General features: G+C 33.2%; 12 protein-coding genes. 11 read left to right on the forward strand and 1 reads right to left on the reverse strand.

Translation table 11 applies throughout. The features are described 5' to 3' along the window. Positions 1 to 98 precede the first annotated feature (98 nt). Complete coding sequence (locus HNP35_RS05095) at positions 99 to 1385, forward strand: UDP-N-acetylmuramoyl-tripeptide--D-alanyl-D-alanine ligase (protein ID WP_184157907.1); 1287 nt, start codon at positions 99 to 101, stop codon at positions 1383 to 1385. Between the two features lie 34 nt (positions 1386 to 1419). Here HNP35_RS05095 and HNP35_RS05100 read toward each other — a convergent pair whose 3' ends face one another. Beyond that, positions 1420 to 4299, reverse strand: a complete 2880-nt coding sequence (locus HNP35_RS05100) for a helix-turn-helix and ligand-binding sensor domain-containing protein (RefSeq protein ID WP_184157906.1) — start codon at positions 4297 to 4299, stop codon at positions 1420 to 1422. A 344-nt stretch (positions 4300 to 4643) separates the two neighbouring features. Between HNP35_RS05100 and HNP35_RS05105 the strand changes: the two genes are divergently transcribed. The 10 genes from HNP35_RS05105 (at position 4644) to HNP35_RS05150 (ending at position 22982) form a co-directional block, all read left to right on the forward strand. Continuing rightward, entirely contained in the window at positions 4644 to 7868 is a 3225-nt protein-coding gene (locus HNP35_RS05105) for a SusC/RagA family TonB-linked outer membrane protein (protein WP_184157905.1), read from the forward strand. A gap of 16 nt (positions 7869 to 7884) precedes the next feature. Further along, entirely contained in the window at positions 7885 to 9591 is a 1707-nt protein-coding gene (locus tag HNP35_RS05110; RefSeq protein ID WP_184157904.1) for a RagB/SusD family nutrient uptake outer membrane protein, read from the forward strand. 27 nt (positions 9592 to 9618) lie between these two features. Continuing rightward, on the forward strand, positions 9619 to 10410 hold the full coding sequence (locus HNP35_RS05115) for a hypothetical protein (protein ID WP_184157903.1): 792 nt from the start codon (positions 9619 to 9621) through the stop codon (positions 10408 to 10410). A 1114-nt stretch (positions 10411 to 11524) separates the two neighbouring features. After that, positions 11525 to 14650 carry a SusC/RagA family TonB-linked outer membrane protein gene (locus HNP35_RS05120; protein ID WP_184157902.1) on the forward strand — a complete coding sequence of 1042 codons (3126 nt, stop codon included), beginning with the start codon at positions 11525 to 11527 and terminating at the stop codon, positions 14648 to 14650. An 11-nt stretch (positions 14651 to 14661) separates the two neighbouring features. Then, on the forward strand, positions 14662 to 16170 hold the full coding sequence (locus HNP35_RS05125) for a RagB/SusD family nutrient uptake outer membrane protein (RefSeq protein WP_184157901.1): 1509 nt from the start codon (positions 14662 to 14664) through the stop codon (positions 16168 to 16170). Between the two features lie 19 nt (positions 16171 to 16189). Then, entirely contained in the window at positions 16190 to 17074 is an 885-nt protein-coding gene (locus HNP35_RS05130; protein WP_184157900.1) for a hypothetical protein, read from the forward strand. A gap of 149 nt (positions 17075 to 17223) precedes the next feature. Beyond that, positions 17224 to 18678, forward strand: coding sequence for a glycoside hydrolase family 30 protein (locus HNP35_RS05135; RefSeq protein ID WP_184157899.1), 1455 nt, complete (start codon positions 17224 to 17226; stop codon positions 18676 to 18678). Positions 18679 to 18771: 93 nt separating this feature from the next. Next, positions 18772 to 20241, forward strand: coding sequence for a glycoside hydrolase family 30 protein (locus tag HNP35_RS05140; RefSeq protein WP_184157898.1), 1470 nt, complete (start codon positions 18772 to 18774; stop codon positions 20239 to 20241). 28 nt (positions 20242 to 20269) lie between these two features. Continuing rightward, on the forward strand, positions 20270 to 21745 hold the full coding sequence (locus tag HNP35_RS05145) for a glycoside hydrolase family 30 protein (RefSeq protein WP_184157897.1): 1476 nt from the start codon (positions 20270 to 20272) through the stop codon (positions 21743 to 21745). 160 nt (positions 21746 to 21905) lie between these two features. Further along, the gene (locus HNP35_RS05150; RefSeq protein ID WP_184157896.1) at positions 21906 to 22982 is read left to right on the forward strand and encodes a glycoside hydrolase family 16 protein; all 1077 of its coding nucleotides are present in this window, start codon (positions 21906 to 21908) and stop codon (positions 22980 to 22982) included. Positions 22983 to 23194 lie beyond the last annotated feature (212 nt).

The raw sequence follows: 23194 nt of genomic DNA on the forward strand, positions 1-23194 counted from the left end.
AGAAAATTCCAAATTCCAAAAGCTGAATATTCAGTCTGGAATTTGGAATTTTTTTATTGTTTTTTTTCTACTTTTATCATCTATTAAAAAAATTATAAATGAATATTCAAGACATTCATAACCTGTTTTTACAATGCAGTTCGCTTTCTATTGATACCAGAAAGATTGAAAAGAATTCGATGTTTTTTGCAATTAAAGGCGAAAATTTTGATGCTAATACATTTGCTAAAGAAGCTTTAGATTTAGGTGCTTTATTTGTTGTTATAGATAATGAATCTTACTTTATTGATGAAAGGACTATCTTGGTTGAAAATAGCTTAGAAACGCTTCAAGAACTGGCGAAATTTCATCGTTCTCATTTGGCATTGCCAATCGTAGCCTTAACTGGAAGTAACGGAAAAACAACTACCAAAGAATTAATTAATGTTGTATTATCGAAAAAGTTTAAGACTAAAGCAACAATTGGAAATTTAAATAATCATATTGGTGTACCATTGACGTTGCTTTCTTTTACAAAAGAAACGGAAATCGGAATTGTTGAAATGGGGGCCAATCATCAAAAAGAAATCGAATTTCTTTGCCAGATTGCACAGCCAGATTATGGTTATATTACCAACTTTGGGAAGGCTCATTTAGAGGGTTTTGGCGGGGTTGAAGGAGTTATTGCTGGAAAAAGCGAAATGTATCAATATCTTTCTGCAAATCAGAAAACTGTTTTTGTTAATCTTGAAGACCCAATTCAAGTTGAGAAATCTAAAGGCATCAAATCTTTTACATTTGGAGTTAATAATCAAAATGCGGATTTAAATATTCAGCGGATTGAGGCAAATCCGTTTGTAATTATTAATTATAATGACTTTCAGATAGAATCTCATTTAATAGGACTTTACAATTCAAATAACATTAATGCAGCAGTTGCTATAGGTAAATATTTTCAAGTTCAGGAAAGTGATATAAAGAGCGCTATTGAAAATTATATTCCAGCTAATAATAGATCTCAAATGATGCAAAAAGGCTCAAATGAGATTATTTTAGATGCTTATAATGCCAATCCAAGCAGTATGGCTGTGGCTATTACTAATTTTCTTCAATTGGATAAAAAGAATAAAATTATGATTCTGGGCGATATGTTCGAATTAGGTGACGAAAGCCTTTATGAACATAAAGTTTTAGTTGATTCTTTAGTTGATCAAAAGCAAGCATTGTGCTTTTTGATTGGAAAATCTTTTTATGCGAATAAAATCTCAAACGAAAACGTTCAGTTTTTTGAAACCTTTGATTTGTTTGCAGAATACCTTAAAAACTACGAATTTAATTCAAACACAATACTGATTAAAGGATCACGAGGAATGGCTTTGGAACGTTCCTTAGAGTATATTTCATAAAAAAAGCATCAGCCACGGCTGATGCTTTTTTCTTTTAGATGGTCATTAAAAAACCAATTAGATTTTCTTTTTTATTCAGTCCTAATTTTTTTCTCAGACGATAACGAGCAAGCTCAACACCTCCAGTTGAGATGTTCATGATTTCTGCTATTTCCTTTGTCGACATATTCATTAGTAAATAAGTCGATAAATCCAATTCTCTTGGCGAGATCGTTGGATATTGCCCTTTTAATCGTTTTAAAAACTCAAAATGGACATTCTTGATGTGTTTTTCAAGATCTTTCCAGCTTTTGTCTGTATTTACCTCTTTTACAATACTCTTATGGAGTTTGCTAAACTCAGATTTAGTATTATCGTCTAATATATTAGTATCGATATCTTTTAATTTATGTATAATACCATTTAAAATCTTATTCTTTTTTACAACTTGTAAGGAGTTGTTTACTAGCTCTTTATCTTTTGCTAATATTTTGATCTGAAGTTTGTCATTTTTCAATTTTTCAATTTCTTTCTCCAAATCATGCTGTTCGTGTCTAATTTTAGATTCTCTTTCGAGATATAGTCTTCTTTGTTCGATTGTTTCGTAATATCTGTTTTTTCTAATCTTTAGTTTAATTCGAATAGATATTAAATATGCACCCAATAAAACTAGGATTAAGTAAAATAGATAAGCTAGAAAATGCCTGTACCAAGGTGGAGACACTGTAAATTCCACTTCAGTAATATTAGATTCTATGCCATAGCTATTTCGGGCCTTTAATTTCATAACGTAATTGCCTTCTCTAAGATTGGTATATTCTTTTATAGCCGTCTGAGACCAGCCACGCCAATTCTCTTCAAACGGCTCCAGTTTATACGAATACATTACATTTTCTTGATTTTCGTAGGTTGGCGATGCAAACGTAAATTTGACGCGATTATATTTGTACGGAATAGTATAAGAATCTACGTTTTTAGGCAGATTTCCAGTTAGAATAGTATCGCCTGGATACGAAAAGCTCTCGATAAAAGCTTTCGGTTTTGTCATGAAAGTGTTTGGAATGGTAGAATTATAATGAGTTAAACGGTCTGTTAATCCTATAAATATATTTTGAGGATCAATAGCGTTTACAGAAATATAATTGTTTACGAGGTTTCCAGATAAATTTGAAAATATAGCTTGTTTTTTAGTATAAGTTCCATTTTTATTTTTGGCTAAAACTCCTAAAGATTCATTAAATGCGTACCATAAACTACCAGATGGATCTTCAATTAAAGTATTTATAGTTGGAATTCCCTCGAATAATTTAGTGATCTTTTTGTCTTCAAAGAAAGTCTCTTGTTCTACGGAATATCTAAAGAAATGATTTTGAACTTGAATATATACTTTGTTATTAATTGTTTGTAAACTATTAATTCCTTTATACTTGTCAGATATATTGACGTGTTTTTTTATAAAATCAAAGCGTAATAAATCTTCTGATAATTTAACCTGATATAAGAAAGGGTTTTTCTTAAGCCATAAATAATTTTCATCTATTTCGACAGAAAAATTATTGGTTGTTTCGTCAAAACCTTTTACTTGATGTAGGTAATCGTATCCTGATGCAGATTTTTTAAATACTGAAAATCCGTTATAACTTTCTCCTATAATATAGTTTTCGTGATCGGGAATTTTTTTAAAACCAAAATATCCTTTTGTGTCTAAAATTTTCGAAACCCTATTGTTTTGTATCACCAATGCACCACTATTACTTGCACAAATTAGTACATCGTTTAAAACTTGAATATTCCAAACTTGAGAAATCGTTCCTTCGACTCTTGAGAAAGGACTGTCTTTAAAAGATTGTCCCCAAGGATGGTAAAATAATCCTTGGTTGGTTGCAACATATAGATTTCCATTATGTGTTGTTGAGGCATAAACTGTTCCAATATTGTAGCTATAATCAAAATAAGAAAAAGGTGAATTTTCATTTATGAAAGTGATACCATTGTCAAGACCAAGCCAGATATTGTTTTTGTTATCAATAAATGAGGCTAAAATTGTATTATTTTGAATGCCTTTTTGTCTGTTTAAATGCTGAATTATTTTTCCGTTCAAATCACAGATTATTGCGCCATCTAATACAGAATTTAGGATGATAAATTTGTTTTTGATCATTGATCCTCCAAGAGATGTGTTTTTTTTGATAAAATCATTGGCCTCAGTTGCCCAAGGTTTTATGATTCCGTTTTCTGAAACAAACAATCCCTTTTCTAGAGTTGCATATAATATGCGATTATTTGGCAAAGGAAAAAGAGACCAGATTTCTTTGTCATTAAAAATAGTCGTTCCTTTTATTGTGGTAAGTTTTCTGTTTCTGTATTCGAGCAATCCTAAAGTTTTATCTTGAAAATAAAGTCGGTTGTTTACTAAAAATGAAAACTGAAACTTGTGAGGAGCCGTTAATGTAGTAACCTTTTCATTTTTTAGAAAAAAAACCTTGCTGAAAGATTGGAATATGATTTCTCCATTAAAAATATGAATTCTCCAGATTAAATTAATGTTTTCTTTATCAATAGGACTTAATAGGTTGTATAAAGAATGGTATTTTAAGATTCCTTTTTCATTCGTTTTAAAATATCCAAATTCGTTATTTCCACCTACAAATATCCTTCCTATAGCATCTATTTTTAAGCTTCGTATCTCAGATTTGTTTGGGAGTGAGTATTTATGCCAATTGGAACCATCAAATTGTATTAGACCGCTATTGTTAGCAAAGTAAATATTTCCATTTTTATCTTGATCTATGCTCCAGTTTTGAGTTCCACCTTTATATTCTGATCTTTTGTAATTTTTAATATCTGGAATTCCAATATTTTTTACTTGACTAAATCCTTTTATGTGTAAGAAAAATACGAATATTATTGTAAAAGTTCTAACTGTGAATTTCATAAAATTTTAAATGTATTTTTAGTAAAAATGCTTTATTCTCTATTTAAATTGTTGATTTTTCAATCGGTTTAAATCTCTTTTTTTAAATTATTTTTAATTTACAACGTTTTAGTTGTTGTTAAACTAATGTAATATACGTTTTTTTTAATTAACATTTTTATAACAAAATTTTCTCAAATCTAAAATACAATAAATCAGTTAATTAAAAAAAAAATGTTGTGTTTTTGTAGGGTGTTAAAATTTAACTTGAAGTGTTTTTGTAAAGAATTTTAATTCTCTATACTTAAAATTTAACATTATAATTGCATTAAATTACTAATTAATTAACCAAAATTTTTAGAAAAATGAAATTGACAAAATTACTTATTTTTTGTGTTTCGTCTTTATTGTTTTCAGTTGTCGCATTTGCTCAGGATGTAACGGTAACTGGAATCGTTAGTGACGAAAGTGGGTTACCCGTCCCAGGGGCAACAATTTTAGTTAAAGGAACCAATAAAGCTACCGCTTCTGATTTTGATGGGAAATTTCAGATCAGTGCCCCTTCAAATGGTACTTTAGTTATTAGTTTTGTTGGGTTTAATACACTAAATGAGGCTATTAACGGGAGAACAAAAATGAGCGTTGTTCTTGGTACAACTTCTCAAAACTTGAATGAAGTTGTTGTAGTGGGGTATGGTACTCAGAAAAAGGGTCTTATCACCGGTGCTTCTACAAATCTTAAGGGAGAAACGATTAAGGAGTTAAACACTGGATCTGCGATGGAAGCGCTTCAAGGTATTGCTCCTGGTATTAGTATTACAAGAACAAATGGTTCGCCTGGAGCCGGTACTAAGGTAACTATTCGTGGATTGGGTACGAATGGAAACTCAAATCCTTTGTATATCGTAGACGGTGTTTCTGTTGGTAATATTGACTATTTAAGCCCTTCAGATATTGAATCCATTGACGTATTAAAAGATGCTGCTTCTGCTGCAATCTACGGATCTAGAGCTGCTAATGGAGTTGTATTGGTTACTACCATTAAAGGAAAAAAAGGTAGAGCTGCTAGAATTACTTATGACAGCTACTATGGTATTCAGAATACATACAAAAACCTTGATCCTTTAAATGCGCAAGAATACATGTACATTATTGATGAGGGAAGAGTAAATGATGGAATGCCACGCCAAGATTGGAAAGCAGTTTTAACTAACAATTCATGGTTAAATAATCAATTTCCTGGTGCTGGAACGCAATTAGGTAATGAAGTTTGGGAAAAATTGCAAAATGGATGGACTGGTACAAACTGGGTTAATGAAATGAGCAAAAAAAATGCTCCTATCATGAATCACTCTCTTAATATTACTGGTGGAAGCGAAGATATCACTTACTCATTAGGGGTTTCTTATTTTGATCAAACAGGTATTATTGGAGGTGATATAGTGGATGCTAGCTTTAAAAGGCTGACTACAAGATTAAATACTCAAATGGTATTGAAGAAAAATGAAAGTCACGCTATTATTACTGTTGGAGAGAATGTTACTTATACTAATTCTGAAAACAGAGGAGTTTCAAACGGTAATATCTATGGAAACGATTTGCACAATGCATTAACTGCGAATCCATTACAACCAGCTTACTGGCAAACTTCTATTGATAGAAACATTGATAAATTTGGATTTACTCCAACTTTGGATGGAATTTCTACAGGACAAACAAATCCATTGGCTATAATGTATTACAGAAGTAATTACAACTATCCAAAAGATAATAGAATAATTGGAAATGCATTTTTAGAAGTTGAACCTATTAAAGATTTGAAATTTAAAACGGTTTATGGAATTGACTCTTGGTTTGGATACGGTAGATCTATGAGCCCAACATACGGATTAGGAGTGCTTTATACTAAACTTATTAATGGAGCTTCTCAATATTCTTATATTGGTGCAAACTCAACTTGGACTAATACGGCTTCGTACAAAAAACAATTTGGAAACCACAATATTTCTGCTGTAGTAGGAACTGAGCTAGTTCAATACTTAGTAAATAATAGCGTTAGTGGTTCAAGAAATAATTTGAATTTTGGAGAAGATCCGAAATATGCTTACTTAAATAACACTACGCCAAAGACATTCAATGATCTTAGCACAAACGGAATGGATACTTCTGCTGGAGGTGGTGGTATTATGTCATACTTTGCTAGAGCGCAATATGATTACAAAGAAAAATACCTGCTTTCTGCTACAATACGTTCTGACGGTTCTTCTAACTTCGCAGATGGTAAAAGATGGGGTTATTTCCCTTCTGTTTCAGCAGGTTGGGTAATTACTAAAGAAGACTTCATGAATAACACTAGTTCATGGCTTAATTCATTAAAATTAAGAGGAAGCTGGGGGCAAAATGGTAATCAAGATATTCCTAACTTCTATTATTCATCTAATATCTCTTATGTTTTTCCTGGATACTTTTTTGGAGATACAAAACCAGTTTCTGGAACAACAGCTTACCCAGCTAGGGTAACTAACCCAGATTTAACTTGGGAAACATCAGAACAGTTAGATTTTGGTCTTGATGCAAGTTTATTGAATTCAAGATTAAACATTACTTTGGACTGGTACAATAAAACTACAAAAGACTGGTTGGTTTTAGCCGCTGGTAGAGGAACAGATGGAGCTGCACCTGCATATATCAATGGTGGAGATATCGAAAATAAAGGTTTTGAGTTTTCTGTAAACTGGAGCGATAAAATTGGAGGATTTAAATACGGTGCAACTGTAAGTGGAGCTTTCAATAAAAACAAAGTTACTAGAATTGCTAATGCTGACGGAATACTTCATGGTCCTTCAAATGTATTATCACAAGGAACAGGAGAAATTTCTAGAGGTATGGTAGGTCTTCCATTAGGTTATTTCTACGGATTTAAAACGGCAGGTATCTTACAGAATCAAAAAGAAGTTGATGAATATGTAGGTCCGAGTGGACAACCTTATTTTTCTGACCAACGTCCTGGAGATGTGCGTTTTGTAGATTTAAATAATGATGGCGTTATTGACGAAGATGATAAAACTTATATTGGAAATCCGAATCCTGATTATGAATTAGGTATCCAATTGAATTTTGAATATAAAAATGTTTACTTAAACACTACTATGGCAGGTAAATTCGGTATGCAAGTTATGCAGTCATACAGATCTTTTGCTGATAGCCCTGCTCAGAATTATACTTCTGATGTGTTTAATCGTTGGCATGGAGAAGGTACATCTGATAAAATGCCTAGATTAGGAGCGGCTTCTAACAGAAATACGCAACTTGTATCTGACATTTTTATGCAGAATGCTGATTACTTAAGAATAAACAACTTAACGGTAGGTTATAACTTCAGCGAAGTATTAAAAGACTTCAAATTTATCTCTAATCTTAAGTTTTATGTTGCTGTAAATAACTTATACACATTTACCAAATATGATGGTATGGATCCAGAAGTTCGTTGGTCAGGAGATAATACAAATACTCCATGGGCTTCAGGAATTGATTTAGGTTTGTATCCACAAGCTAGAACGGTGATGTTTGGTTTAAGTGCAGATTTTTAATATAAAGACAATTACAATGAAAAAAATAAAATATTTATTAGCAATTTCGTCTGTGCTTATTGTATCAAGCTGTAATGACTATCTTGATACCGATAACTTAACAGAAAAGAGTTTATCGACTTTCTATAAGACGCCTAAAGACATTGAAGAAGCAACTGCTGGGGTTTATAATGCTATTTATACAAATAACGTACATAGTGAAGAGCAGATTGCTGCCAACCTAATGGATAATATGATGTTAGGGGGCGGAGGTCCTGATGATAAAACAGCAAAATGGGTTGATAATTTTGAAGATCCGGTAGATGATACTTATCTAGATTTATGGGTTCAATCTTACAGAGGTATTGCGAGAGCAAATGCTATTATCGAAAAAACACCTTTAGCAGATTTTACTAGTTATTTTAATACTCCAGCTGAAGCAGATCAGTTTAAGCAGCAAGCCATTGGTGAAGCTTATTTTATGAGAGCATTTTTCTACTTCAGATTAGGTAAATTCTTCGGAGGAGTGCCTTTGATTACAAGTATTGATGGAAAAAAAGATGGACCAAGAAATACATATAGCGAAACATTTGCTCAGATTGCATCAGACTTAAAAAAGGCAATTGAAACAATGCCGGCAACTCCATTTCCAAGTATTCCTACATCAAGATATGGACATGCAAACAAATGGGTTGCAGAAGCTTACATGGGACGTGTATTTTTATTCTATACAGGTTACATGACAAATATGGAAAAACAAGCTACTGAAGAATTGCCTTTAGCAGAAGGAGGAAGTCTTAATGCAACTCAAGTGGCAAGTTATTTAACTGATTGTATGACTAATAGTGGTCATGCTTTAGCGTCAGATTTTAGAAATCTTTGGCCTTATTCTTATGTGAATAAAGCATCTGGAAATAATGTTTTACCATGGGCAGCTACTGAAGGTTTATCTTGGGTTGGCCAAGATGGAGCAGCACCTACTTTTGGTACAGGTAATTATGAGTCTATGTTTGTACAGCGTTTTTCTTTTGGAGATTGGGGCTGGACGAATGGTAATATTTATACTAATAGATTGTGTCTGTTTTCTGCATTACGTGGTAATTCATTAGTGCCATTTGGAGAAGGATGGGGTTGGTGTACTGTAAATCCAAGTTTATACAGTAACTGGTCAGAACTTGATCCAAGAAAAAGAGGTTCGATCCTTGAAGTTGGTAAAGCAGATGTAGGAACAGCTGGTTATGCTGGTGATAAAGGAGATCACGAAACAGGATATTTTAATAAAAAATATATTTCACTACAATATCCTAATGCTGGTGGGGCAACTCAAGGTATGTTTGTTCAATTGTATAACTGGTCAAATGGTGATATGCAGTTAATGCATGCGCAAGACTTTATATACATGCGTTATGCAGATGTTTTATTGATGCATTCGGAAATTACTAAAACAGCTGGAGGTTTAAATGCTGTTAGAGCTAGAGCAAAACTAGGGCCGGTTGGATATTCATTAGAAGCAATTAAAGACGAGCGTTTACACGAATTTGCTTTTGAAGGTTTACATTGGTTTGATTTAATTCGTTGGGGAGATGTTGATAATGCATTTAATAGCACTATTCCAGTTAGAAATTCTGGTACTTCAGCAAATTACAGTGTAAAATACAGACCAGAAACTAAAGGTTTGGTTTCGCTTCCTGAAACGGAGCTTAGATTATCTAATGGAGTTTATACACAAAATCCAGGTTGGTAAAATTTAACAATATTAATATAGATAACTATGAAAATCAATAAAATAATATACCTTCTATTGGCTCTTTTTATGCTGACTTTCTCAGCATGTGATCCGATAGTTGATGAAAAGCATTTAGAGAATTCTACTGATGTTGCTGGAGTTGAATTAGTCGCAACTCAAAGCACACCGGGAGGAAATAAAATCACTCTTAGTATGAATACTCCAGGAATAACTGGGTATTGGGATTATGGATTGGATAAAGCACTGACAAACGAAGTAACTTTTGTTTATCCTATTCCTGGTAAAGCTACATTTACTTTTGTTGGAAGTTTAGGCGCTGAGTTTTTTACTAAAACTATAGATGTTCAGATCAATCAATTAGATACACCTTTAGATCAAGATTGGTACGATTTAGTAGGAACTAATACAGTAGCTGGTAAAACTTGGGTATTTGATGGAGAGCAAGGATCAGGAAGATTTTGGTGGTTTATGTCTCCGAATGGAAGTGCTGAAAGTGCTATGACAGCTTGGTGGAATGCCGGTGATTGCTGTGCGCCAAGTGATGCAAAAGGTCAAATGCATTTTGACCTGAATGGAGCTGCTAACTATAATCATTACGAAACAGCAACTGCAACTCCGAAAAAAGGAACATTTAAATTGGATATTAAAAACAAACAATTGACAATATTCAATTCAACAATGTTAGGATCTGCTGCAGGTAACAAAGATGGTGTTTACACTATTGTTAGTCTTGAGGCTAATAAAATGGTATTGTATTTAAATAATAGTGAGACATACGGAACAGGTTGGACATTTGTATTCGTTCCTCAACCATAATTTCATGTTAGTTATTTTCGAAAAAGGAAGATTAAAACATTCCTTTTTCGAATTTTCAAACATTTTTTATTTCATTATATGTGATGAAATATCTATAAGATTTAAACTATGGTTAGTTTAAGTTAAGTTTATTGCCTGGATAGCCCATAATTTCGATTATGGGCTATTGTTTTTATATAGATTCTAAGTCTATTTATATCTACTTCTTTCTAATGTCTTTATAAACTTATTTATTGTTTAATTAGCCTCTTTAGGCTTTTACACGGTATTTTCTCTATTCTGCTTCATTTGTGTGGCAAAACTCTTTAAAAACATCCTTAAATATATGCTTTATAGAATGCCGATGCTTTTTAGGATGCTATTTTAAGCCAATATTTGGAGTTTGGCCAATGCAATTTTTAAATATGAGATTCTCAACGCCTTGTTTCTAATTTTAATGCCATAAAGTCTTTAAGGACTTTGTTTTTTCTCTCGAATGCTATTATTGTGCTTTAACAAACTTTGCTATCAGTAAAACGAAAATTAAGTCACTACGATTCCGCTATAGCATCCATTTACCAATTTAATCTTCTAAAATTCTAAGAAATAATTAAAATACCAGCTTTTTAGCTTTTTCAGCAGTTGAAATAACCGTGAAATTTGCCAATTACACTAATAAAAAGTAAGTTAATTCTCTTAAATTTTTGTAAAATAAGTATTTTCTTTCAATGTTTTTGTTTGAGAATAATGTAAAAAAAAATGTATAAAAATATGATATTCTTGGTTTTGGTCAATATGACCATTTTTTAGATAAAATATAAGTAATCCTTTGTATAATAAATGATTACAGTATGTGTAGCGCTACTATCACGTTGTAGTTTGGTCGATTCTTAATAATTTACAAACTTATTTTTTTGATGTAGTGTTTATTTTTGTAATTAACTTTTCTTTAGTACTATTATTTATTTTTTTAAATCTTTTAAAATCAGTTAATTGTGTATTTTTTGATGTGTTTTTATAATATTAAAATTTTTAATTTGATGTGTTTTTGTATGGATTTTTAAATGCGAAAAGTAAAAATTTAGTTTTAGTATTGCATCAAATTACTAATTAATTAACCAAAATTTTTAGAAAAATGAAATTAACAAAATTACTTGTTTTTTGTATTTCATCTTTATTATTCTCGGTTATAGCTGTGGCTCAGGATGTCACAGTAAATGGAATAATTAATGATGAAAGTGGAATGCCTGTTCCAGGTGCAACTGTTTTATTAAAAGGTACTACTAAATCAACGGCTTCTGACTTCGACGGAAAATTTCAGATCCAAGTGCCTTCAAACGGAACTTTAACAATTACGTTTATTGGTTATACCACAGTAACTGAAGCTGTAAACGGAAGAACTAAAATTGCAATTCAATTAAAACCAGAATCACAATCTTTAAATGAGGTTGTCGTTGTTGGATATGGTACTCAAAAGAAATCTGTTGTTACTGGAGCAATTTCTAGTGTAAAAGCTTCAGATCTTGAAGATTTACCAATAACAAGGGTAGAGCAATCTCTTCAAGGTAGAGTTTCTGGGGTTACAATTGCAGCTAATGCAGGACAACCTGGATCTTCTTCTACAATTAGAGTTAGGGGTATTACATCTTTCGGTAACAACGAACCATTATGGGTTGTTGACGGTGTAATTGTTGACTCGGGAGGAATTGGTTTTTTAAATCAATCAGACATTGCCTCTATGGAGGTTTTAAAAGATGCGGCATCTCAAGCAATCTACGGAGCTAGAGCAGCAGCTGGGGTTATTCTTATTACTACTAAAAAAGGTAGATCTGGTAAAATGAGTGTAAACTATAACGGATACACTGGTTTTTCTGAAGCAGCGAGAAAACTTGATTTATTAAATGCTACAGAATATGCTACTTTAATGAATGAAAGATATGCAAACGGTTATACGCCAGATCCAAGCAAACCGTACACACTTCCTTACCAAAATCCATCTTCTTATGGCGTAGGTACAAATTGGCAAGATCAAATTTTTAACGATCATGCTCAAAGAACAGGTCATGAGTTAAGCTTGTCTGGTGGAAATGATGTTTCTACATTCTATGTTTCTTTAGGATTGTTAGATCAAGAAGGTATTGTAGCACCGCAAATTTCTAACTACAACAGAAAAAACATTCGTTTAAACTCTACTCATAAAATTGTAAAAGGATTAACTTTTGGTCAGACTTTAGGTTATTCTCATGAGAAAAATGTAGGTATTGGAAATACAAATAACGAATATGGTGGACCTTTAAGTTCTGCTATCAATTTAGATCCAACTACACCGGCTATTGTTACAGATCCAACTGTCGCAAATCAATCACCATATACATTGCCTTATGTTTTAAGAGATGCAAATGGAAATCCTTACGGAATTTCTACAAAAGTAACTCAAGAGATGAGCAACCCATTAGCTTATATTCAAACAAGATTAGGAAATTATGGATGGTCTGACAATTTTGTTGGAAATGCATATTTAGAATTAGAAGCTATAAAAGGTTTAAAATTTAGAACTACTTTAGGAGGTAAATTAGCTTATTGGGGAGCTGAAAGTTTTACTCCAGTATATTACTTCAACTCTTCTACTATTAATCCAAACAATAGTTTAACAAGAAACTCAAACAAAGGTTTTGGATGGAATATTGAAAACACACTTTCTTATACAAAACAAATCGGTGATCATAACTTCTCGATCTTAGTTGGACAAGGAGCTTATGTTGATAATATTACTTCTGGATCTACTGTAACTTACAAAAACCTTCCAGCAACTAATTTTGACGAAGCAACATTTAATTCAGGTGCTGTAACAGATGATATTACTGCTTCTGCATACAACGGATACGAGCATAAAGTAACGTCATTGTTTTCTAGATTAAACTATGATTACAAAGAAAAATACCTACTTACTGGTATCGTACGTCGTGATGGTTCTTCTCGTTTTGGTCAAAACAACAAATACGGAGTTTTCCCATCGTTCTCTTTAGGTTGGGTACCAACTAAAGAAAACTTCTGGCCAGAAAATAAAGTGGTAACACAATTGAAATTTAGAGGAGGTTATGGTATTACAGGTAGTGATGCTATTGGAGATTTCAAATTCTTACCTACAATTGGATCAGGTAGAAATTATACAATCGGAAATCAAGGTTCTGTTGTAATTGGAAATAGCCCGAATGCTCCTGCTAACCCAGATTTGAAATGGGAAGAAACTAGACAAGCAAACGTAGCATTTGATGTTACATTCTTCAATGATTTGTCTTTAACTACAGATTTTTATGTTAAAAAATCTATAGGTATCTTACAAGATGTCGATTTGCCTGGTCACGTAGGTAGCTCAGGAAGACCTTCTGCAAACATTGCAGATATGCAAAATAAAGGTGTTGACGTAGAATTATCTTACCGCAAAAAAATCGGTCAAGTAAACTTAAACGTAAGCGGAAACATTTCTTACTTAGAAAATGAAGTTACCAATTTAGGAAGAGGAATTCAGTTTATTTCTGGAGATGCTTCTTTCCAAAATATGGGTGCAGTAACTAGAACACAAGTTGGACAATCTTATAATTCATTTTATGGATATACAACACAAGGTATTTTTCAAAATCAAGCAGAAATTAATGCTTATACAAATGCAGCAGGAGGTTTAATCCAACCAAATGCAAGACCTGGTGATTTCAGATGGAAAGATAATAATGGAGATGGTAAAATTGATGATGATGACAAGACTTTCCTAGGAAGCCCACTTCCAAAATACACTTATGGTTTCACGATTAATTTAGATTACAAAAACTTTGATTTATTAATCTTTACTCAAGGAGCAATTGGAAACAAAATTTTCCAAGGATTACGTCGTCTTGATATCACAGATGCAAACTATCAAACATCTGCATTAGGACGTTGGACAGGTGAAGGATCTACTAATTCTTATCCAATTTTATCTTCTGTAGATAATAACAAAAACTTCTCTAATCCATCAGATTTTTATTTAGAAGATGGAGATTACTGGAGAATCAAAACAGTTCAAATTGGATATAGCTTGCCAAGTGATGTTATTTCAAAAGGAGGTCTTTCTAAAGTAAGACTTTACATGACAGGAGAAAATTTATTGACATTTACAAAATATTCTGGTTATGATCCAGAAATTGGAGGAGGAGTTTTAGGTATTGATAAAGGATATTATCCACAAGCTAGAACACTAATGTTAGGGGTTAATTTACAATTTTAAAATTAAGAATCATGAAAATTAAAAATATAAGATATTCATTCGTCGCAGCAGGATTATTGCTTCTTGGCTCTTCTTGCGGTGAAGACTTTTTAACAGTAGACCCAAAAGGACTACCATTAGTAGACAACTATTATAAAGATGAAAAAGAAGCTTTTTCTGGTTTAGTTGCTGTTTATGATGTCATGGGAAAACAATCTAAAGGTTTCGAAAACATGATCTGTATGATGAATGCAGGTTCAGATGATTTCTATGCCGGAGGTGGAGGACCTGGAGATGGAGCCGGAATCCATGCTTTTGATAATTATACTATTGATAAAATTAATATGCCTAGAAGTTTCTGGGGAGATTTCTTTCAAGGTATCGCAAGAGCAAACATTTTATTGGCAAAACTTCCAGGTGTAAAAATGGATGAAGCAAAAAAAGTTCGTTTTGCGGCAGAAGCTAAAGCAATGCGCGGATATTACTATTTTGAATTAGTAAGAACTTTTAGAAACTTGCCATTAATTACAGCGCCACTTTCACCAGCTGAAACTTACACAATCACGCAATCTAAGCCAGAAGAAGTTTATGCACAAATTGAGAAAGATTTAATTGAAGCAAAAGCAGTTCTGCCAAACACAGTTGATGTTGCAACTGAAGGAGGACGTTTTTCTAAAGGAGCTGTACAGGCATTACTTGGTAAAGTTTATTTATACGAAGGAAAAAATTCTCTTGCTGCTGCTGAATTTGCAGATGTGAACGGTACTCCAGGAGGAACTAGCATGTACGGATATAAACTGCTTAGCAACTTTGCAGATTTATGGGTTATCAGCAACAAATTCAACTCAGAAGCAATTATCGAAATTATGCATACTGATAAAAGTAATGCAGACTGGGGATTCTGGGGCGGAGGAAACGACGAAGGAAACTCTGTTAACATCATGGTTGGTCCAAGAGGATATACTAAAAAAACGGGAGCAGCTGTAGACTATATCTCAGGATGGAGTTTTAATCCAGTAACTCCTAGTTTATACAATGCTCTAAAAGGTGATCCGCGTTTTGATGCTACAATTGTTGATTTGCTTGCTTTAAAAGCTTCAGGTGTTGCGGATTATGCTCCTGGAGATCAAGATACAGGATATTTCTTAAAGAAATTTATGCCTTTAAATGGTGATACTTCTCAAGGTGGAGGAGCAGCAGCTTTAAATTACAAACAAGATACTTATGCTATTCGTTTAGCTGATACATACTTAATGGAAGCAGAAGCTTTAGGCGGAACAGGTGCTAGAGCGCAAGCTTTATTAGATGCGGTAAGAGCTAGAGTTGGATTGGCTTCTGTACCAGTTTCATTAGATGCTATTGCTAACGAAAGAAGATTAGAATTGGCAGGAGAAGGACATCGTTGGTTCGACTTAGTTAGAACTGGAAAAGCAGCTTCTGTACTTGCTTCTAGCGGATTTGTGGCTGGTAAAAATGAAATTTGGCCAATTCCACAAAAAGATTTAGAAAACACAAAACTAGTTCAAAATCCTAATTACTAATCAGTTAATACAATATCATATGAAAATAAATTTAATGAAAAAACAAGGGTTTTTAGCATTGTTTTTTATGACAGCAGTATTAAGTGTTACGAGTTGTCAACCAGATGATTCCATTGATAATAATGGATTAACCCCAGCAACTGTTGATGCATCGTTTACGATTACTCCAGTTGAAGGAAAAGTAAATACTTATAAGTTAGTGGCTCAGCCAAAAGGAGTTTTAAAATCAATTTGGGATAAAGGAGCAGGTGCTTATGCAGGAAAAATGGAAGAAGAAATTTCGCTTCCAGATGCAGGTACTTATACAATTACACATACTGCGATTGGTGCTGGAGGTGCTACAGGTACTGCTTCGAAAGATGTTGTGGTTGCGACTTCAGATCCTTTAAAAGGAAATTTAGTTCAAGGTGGTTCTTTTGCAACTGCTGCAGATCAAGCAAAATGGACAGTTTTAAATCTTAGCCCTACTGGTGCTGCTTTTTGGTCTTATGCAAATAACAGCGCTACACTTCATTCTCCTGGAGGATGGGCTCAAGAAGGAATTTATCAAGCAATTGATGTTGTAAAAGACAAAGAGTATACAATAGATATGAAAGTTTCTTCTCCAAGCGGATCTGATGAAACTTGGTTTGAAGTATATGCTGGTAAATCATTCCCTGCATCTGGTGTTGAATACAAAGACAACAAAGTTATGGGATTAAGTACTTGGGATGGCTGTGCAAAAACAGGTTTCTCTGGAATGCTTTCTGTTGTTGGATGTGTTAAAAACGACAAAACAGGAACAGTTTCAAACACAGTTAAATTCACAGAAACAGGAAAAATCTATTTACTTATCCGTTGTGGTGGTAATAAGTTTACAAAAGACGGAATCACAGTTTCAAAAATTGAATTCCGAGGAAAATAAAGAGTTAAGTTAAGTTTAAGTTTAAGTTTGGTTGTAAATAGCCCATAATCATTATGAGTATGGGCTATTTTTTAAATTCTTTAAAAGGTGGAAAACCAGTTTTTAGATTTCTCCAAAACTTCAATTAAAACAATAATAATTGGAAGCGAATGAAAAAAAATAGTCTAAAGATTTTATGCCTTTTGTTTTCCGTTGCAGCTATTGCACAACAGCCAAAAACAAAAAAAGAATTTACAACTAGTGGCAAAAAAATAACCGTTTATACCACAGCAGAAAACTCAAAATTGAGATTAACATCTACAGATAATTTGACTTTTTCTGCAGCAAAACAACCTTTGGAAACTGAATTTTCAGTTTTTGTAGAACCAGCTAAAAAGTTTCAGACTTTTATGGGAATTGGAGGCGCTATTACAGACGCAAGTGCCGAAATATTTGCTAAACTTTCAAAAGAAAAACAAGCAGAATTTTTAAATGCCTATTACGATCAGCAAAAAGGAATTGGCTATTCTTTGCTAAGAACAACGATTCAAAGCTCTGATTTTAGCAGTGGAAGCTATTCTTATATCGAAGAAGGAGATAAAGATTTGAAAACTTTTTCTATTGATCACGATAGACAATATCGAATTCCTTTAATAAAACAAGCTATTCAGAAAGCGGGAGGAAAATTGACAACTTATGTTGCGCCTTGGTCTCCAAATGCATTTATGAAGAGCAATAAAAATGTATTAAAAGGAGGAACTTTACTTCCTGAATACTATCAAACTTGGGCTAATTTTTATGCTAAGTTTATTAAGGCTTACGAAAAAGAGGGAATTCCAATTTGGGGAACTTCTACTCAAAACGAACCAATGGCAACCCAAACATGGGAATCTTGTATTTATACGGCTGAAGCCGAAAGAGATTTCATCAAAAACTATCTAGGGCCAACTTTGAAAAAAGAAAACTTAGGCGATAAAAAAATTATCGTTTGGGATCATAACCGTGATTTAATGAATTACCGTGCCAATGTAATTTACTCAGATCCTGAAGCAGCAAAATATGTTTGGGGAATGGGATTTCACTGGTACGAAACTTGGTCTGGAGGCGCACCAATGTTTGATAACGTTGGTAAAGTAAATGAAGCATATCCAGACAAAAAACTGATGTTTACTGAAGGATGTATCGAAAAATTTGACGCCGCTAAATATCAATTTTGGGGTAATGCAGAACGTTACGGAACCAATATGATTCACGATTTTAACAACGGAACAGTTGCTTGGACGGACTGGAATATTCTTTTGGACCAAAACGGAGGACCTAATCACGTTGGAAATTTCTGTTTTGCACCTATTCATGCCGATACAACAACTGGCGAATTAATTTATACGCCATCTTTTTATTACATCGGACATTTTTCAAAGTTCATTCATTTAAATGCTGTTCGCGTGAGTACTGCTGTTAGCAGAAGTGCCTTATTAAGTACATCATTCTTAAATACTGACGGAACAATGGCAACAATTGTTATGAATCAGTCAGCCAATGAACTTACTTATAATTTGATTATTGGAGCTGAAAAATCGGTAGTTAAAATTCCAGCGCATGCTATACAGACGCTTGTTTATTAATATTTTGTAGGAAAGTAAGGTTGAGGACTAATTTGAATCATCCATTTTAGTCTTCTCTTTACTTTTAAATTTTAAACTGTTTTTTTAAGTAATATGAAAAGAACCACTCAAATATTTCTATCAGCCTTTATCTTGATGCAATTAAGCTGTTTTACCTCAAAAGCAACGGCTCAAACAAACAATGCTTCTTCACAAAAAAACAATAAAATAAAAGTTTTTACTACTGCCGAAAAAACCAATTTGAAATTGTCATTGTCAAATGATTTTATTTCAAACAAAAACACAACACAACAAAAAGCCACAGTATCTATTATTGTAAATACTGAAAAAACAGATCAGACTTTTTTGGGTATTGGAGGAGCAATCACAGATGCAAGTGCTGAAGTTTTTGCTAAACTTTCACCTAAAAAACAGCAGGAATTTTTAAATGCTTATTACGATAAAAACAAAGGAATCGGTTATTCTTTAGCCAGAACAAACATTCACAGTTGCGATTTTAGCAGTGATAGTTACACTTATATTTCTGAAGGTGACAAAGAATTAAAAACTTTCAATATAAACCACGATCGAAAATATAGAATTCCGTTAATCAAAAAAGCAATCAAAACTGCCGGCGGAAAGCTAACATTATTTGCCAGTCCATGGAGTCCCCCAGCTTTCATGAAAGACAATAATGATATTTTGCACGGCGGCGTTTTGTTGCCGGAGTTTGCTGCTACTTGGGCATTGTATTACACAAAATTTATAAAAGCATACGAAAAAGAAGGTATTCCAATCTGGGGATTAACAGTGCAGAATGAACCTATGGCAAGACAAAGCTGGGAATCTTGTATCTATACACCAGAGGCAGAAAGAGATTTTCTTAAAAATCATTTAGGGCCAACTTTAGAAAAAGAAGGATTAGGATCTAAAAATGTTATTATTTGGGATCATAACAGAGGAGATATGCTGGAAAAACGTGCGAATCTTGTTTTCTCAGATCCTGAAGTTTCAAAATATGCTTGGGGAATTGGATTTCACTGGTACGAAACTTGGAATGGTGGTCCGCCACAATTTGAGTCTGTTGGAAAAGTTCACGAAGCATTTCCAAACAAAAATTTAATTTTTACAGAAGGCTGCATCGAAAAATTTGATGCTTCAAAATATCAATTCTGGGGCAATGCAGAGCGTTATGGAATCAACATGATTAATGATTTTAATAACGGAACAGTTGCTTGGACAGATTGGAATATTCTTCTAGATCAGAATGGAGGGCCTAATCATGTTGGGAATTTCTGTTTTGCGCCTATTCACGCAGACACTACAAAAGACGAATTAATTTATACACCAATGTATTATTATATCGGACATTTTTCAAAGTTCATTAGACCTAATGCCAAAAGAATTATAGAAACTATAAGTGATAAATCTTTGATAAGCACTTCTTTCAAGAACGCAGACGGACAATTGATTACTATTGTTATGAACCAATCTGAAAATGAGATTGTTTATGCTTTAGAAATTCAAAATTCAAAAAATACAATTACTATTCCGCCACATGCCATACAGACTATTGTGTATTAATTGTGCAACTAACTAAAAACCACTAAAAATGAAATTGACTTTAAATAATACCATAAAAGCATTTTTCTTTATGACAGCTGTTTTGGCTCAAGTAAAATGTTCTTCATCAAATGATGCTGTAGAAAACAATCCTCCGGTTGTAAACCCTCCAGTTGTAAATCCGCCAGCAACAACCAACGATGTTGATTTTTGGCTTACAAAAGGTGATTTAAGTGCTTTACTTGCCAAACAAACTGGAGTTTTAGGATTTGGAACAACAGTGAATTCTAATACAAATATTGAAGTTAACGCTTCTCAAAAATTCCAAACTATTGACGGTTTTGGATACACTTTAACTGGAGGAAGTGTCGAAGTAATCAATCAATTAAATGCAACAAGAAGAACTGCTCTTTTGCAGGAACTTTTTGGTACTGGAGAAAATTCAATTGGAGTAAGTTATTTAAGAATTAGCGTTGGAGCATCAGATCTTGATGCGGCACCTTTTACTTATAACGATCTTGCAGCTGGAGAAACAGATTTGAACTTAGCTAAATTTAGTTTAGAAAAAAATAAAGATCTAATTGCGATGCTAAAAGAAATCATTGCAATTAATCCTAAAATTTTAATCTTGGCAACACCTTGGACTGCTCCAGTTTGGATGAAAGATGTAGCTAGTTTTAAAGGAGGAAAATTGAAAGCAGAATATTATAATGTATATGCTAAATATTTGGTGAAATATATTCAGGAAATGAAAGCAGCTGGAATTACAATTGATGCTTTAACTCCTCAAAACGAACCTTTGCACGATGGAAACAATCCAAGTATGTATATGTCTGCTGCAGATCAGGCAAGTTTTATTAAAAACAGTTTAGGGCCAGCTTTCAAAGCAGCAAATCTAAACGTGAAAATTATTGCTTACGACCACAATTGCGATAATCCCAATTATCCTAAAGCCGTTTTGGCAGATGTTGATGCATATCCTTTTGTTGACGGATCGGCTTTTCATTTATATGCCGGAGATATTAGTGCATTGACAAATGTTTACAATGCATATCCTGCTAAAAATGTATATTTTACAGAACAATGGACTTCATCTGAAGGTCAATTTGGTGGCGATTTAAAATGGCATGTAAGAAATGTAATTATCGGTTCAACTAGAAATTACAGTAAAAATGCGTTAGAGTGGAATGTAGCCAATAATGCAAATTTCGGACCTCACACAGATGGAGGATGTACGATGTGTAAAGGTGCAATTACAATAACTTCAACAGATAGCTATCAGCGTAATGTTGCTTATTACATTATTGCGCACGCTTCTAAATTCGTTCCGATGGGCTCAGTTAGAATTCAAAGTAATTCTGGCGGAGATTTACAGAACGTAGCTTTTATCACACCGTCAGGTTCTAAAGTTTTAATTGTAGAAAATGATGGAAATTCAACTCAAACTTTCAACATTAAATATGATGGAAAATGGGTTGCGACTTCTTTAGAAGCTGGATCTGTTGGAACTTACACTTGGAAATAAATTTCATAAGGAAAGAACAAAATATATTTAAAGCCGTATTCAAAAAATGCGGCTTTAATTTGAACTATTTTGATTTTGTTTTAAACAAAATCAAAAAATAGAAGAAAAATATCTATATTGATAATCAGTTTACTAACTCAACCACTTAAATTAATAAACGATGAAAATGATTAATCTTGTAAATAGGGCAGGTGTATTTACACTCATCCTATTGTTTGTTTTTCAATCTTGTAGTAGCAGTAATGATGCAGGTGAAGATATACCAACAAATGCTGCCCCAACCAATCTTTCTGTTCAAGTTGATGTTGTAGGTAAAACAGCAGAAAATCCGAATGGAGATGGAAGCGGAAAAGTAAAGTTAACCATCAGCGCGAGCAATGCAACGCAATATAAAGTGCTTATTAATAACGAACTTAAAGAAAGTACTTCTGGAGATTTTACATATGAATTTACAGCGTCTGGAACTAGTTCTTATCCAGTTCTTGTTTCGGCATACAATGGCTCAAAATTCATCAGTACTTCAACAACTGTAAACATTTTTGTTGCAAGAAAAGTGATCTGGTCAGACGAATTCAACGTTGACGGTGCTCCAGATGCTTCAAAATGGGGTTACGATTTAGGAAACGGTAATGGCTGGGGAAATAATGAATTGCAATATTATACAAATCGTTCTGAAAATGTAAAAATTGAAGGTGGTCTTTTGAAGATTACGGCAATCAAAGAAAACTATCAAGGAAGCCAGTACACTTCGACAAGAATGCTGACAAAAGGTAAATTTTCGTTTAAATACGGAAGAGCCGAAGTTCGTGCAAAACTTCCAGTTGGAGGTGGAACTTGGCCAGCATTTTGGCTTCTAGGTGCAAATATCGATACGGTACCGTGGCCAGGTTGTGGAGAAATTGATATTTTAGAATCTGTAGGGAATAATCCAAACGTAATTCATTCTTCACTACATTCTCCAGGACGTTCGGGAAATACACCAGATACCAAAACAACGACAGCTCCAAATTCAACAACAGAATTTCATATTTATGCAGCAGAATGGAGCGCAGAAAGCATCAAATTTTTTGTAGACGATAACTTGTTTTATACTTATAAAAACTCAAGTACAACTCCTTTTAACAACAATTTCTTCGTTATTATCAACTTTGCAATGGGAGGAAATTTTGGTGGAGCAGTAGATCCAAATTTTAAAAGCGCTACTTATGAAGTTGATTATGTAAGAGTATATAATTAACGATTTGTTTGTTGTGATTAAAAAATAAATACATAGAAACATAGTTATTTCTTTATCTGAAATAGAAAATAAAAAGAAACTAGTTTCTAACACATAGTTTGCTATGTTTATTAATGCAAATGAAATGACTTTCAACGGTTACAGAACTATGTTTCTATGTGTTTAAAAATAATCACTTCCAATAGATTAATTAACATAACTTTTAAATAGAT

This window comes from Flavobacterium notoginsengisoli (assembly GCF_014207905.1).
GTDB lineage: Bacteria > Bacteroidota > Bacteroidia > Flavobacteriales > Flavobacteriaceae > Flavobacterium > Flavobacterium notoginsengisoli_A.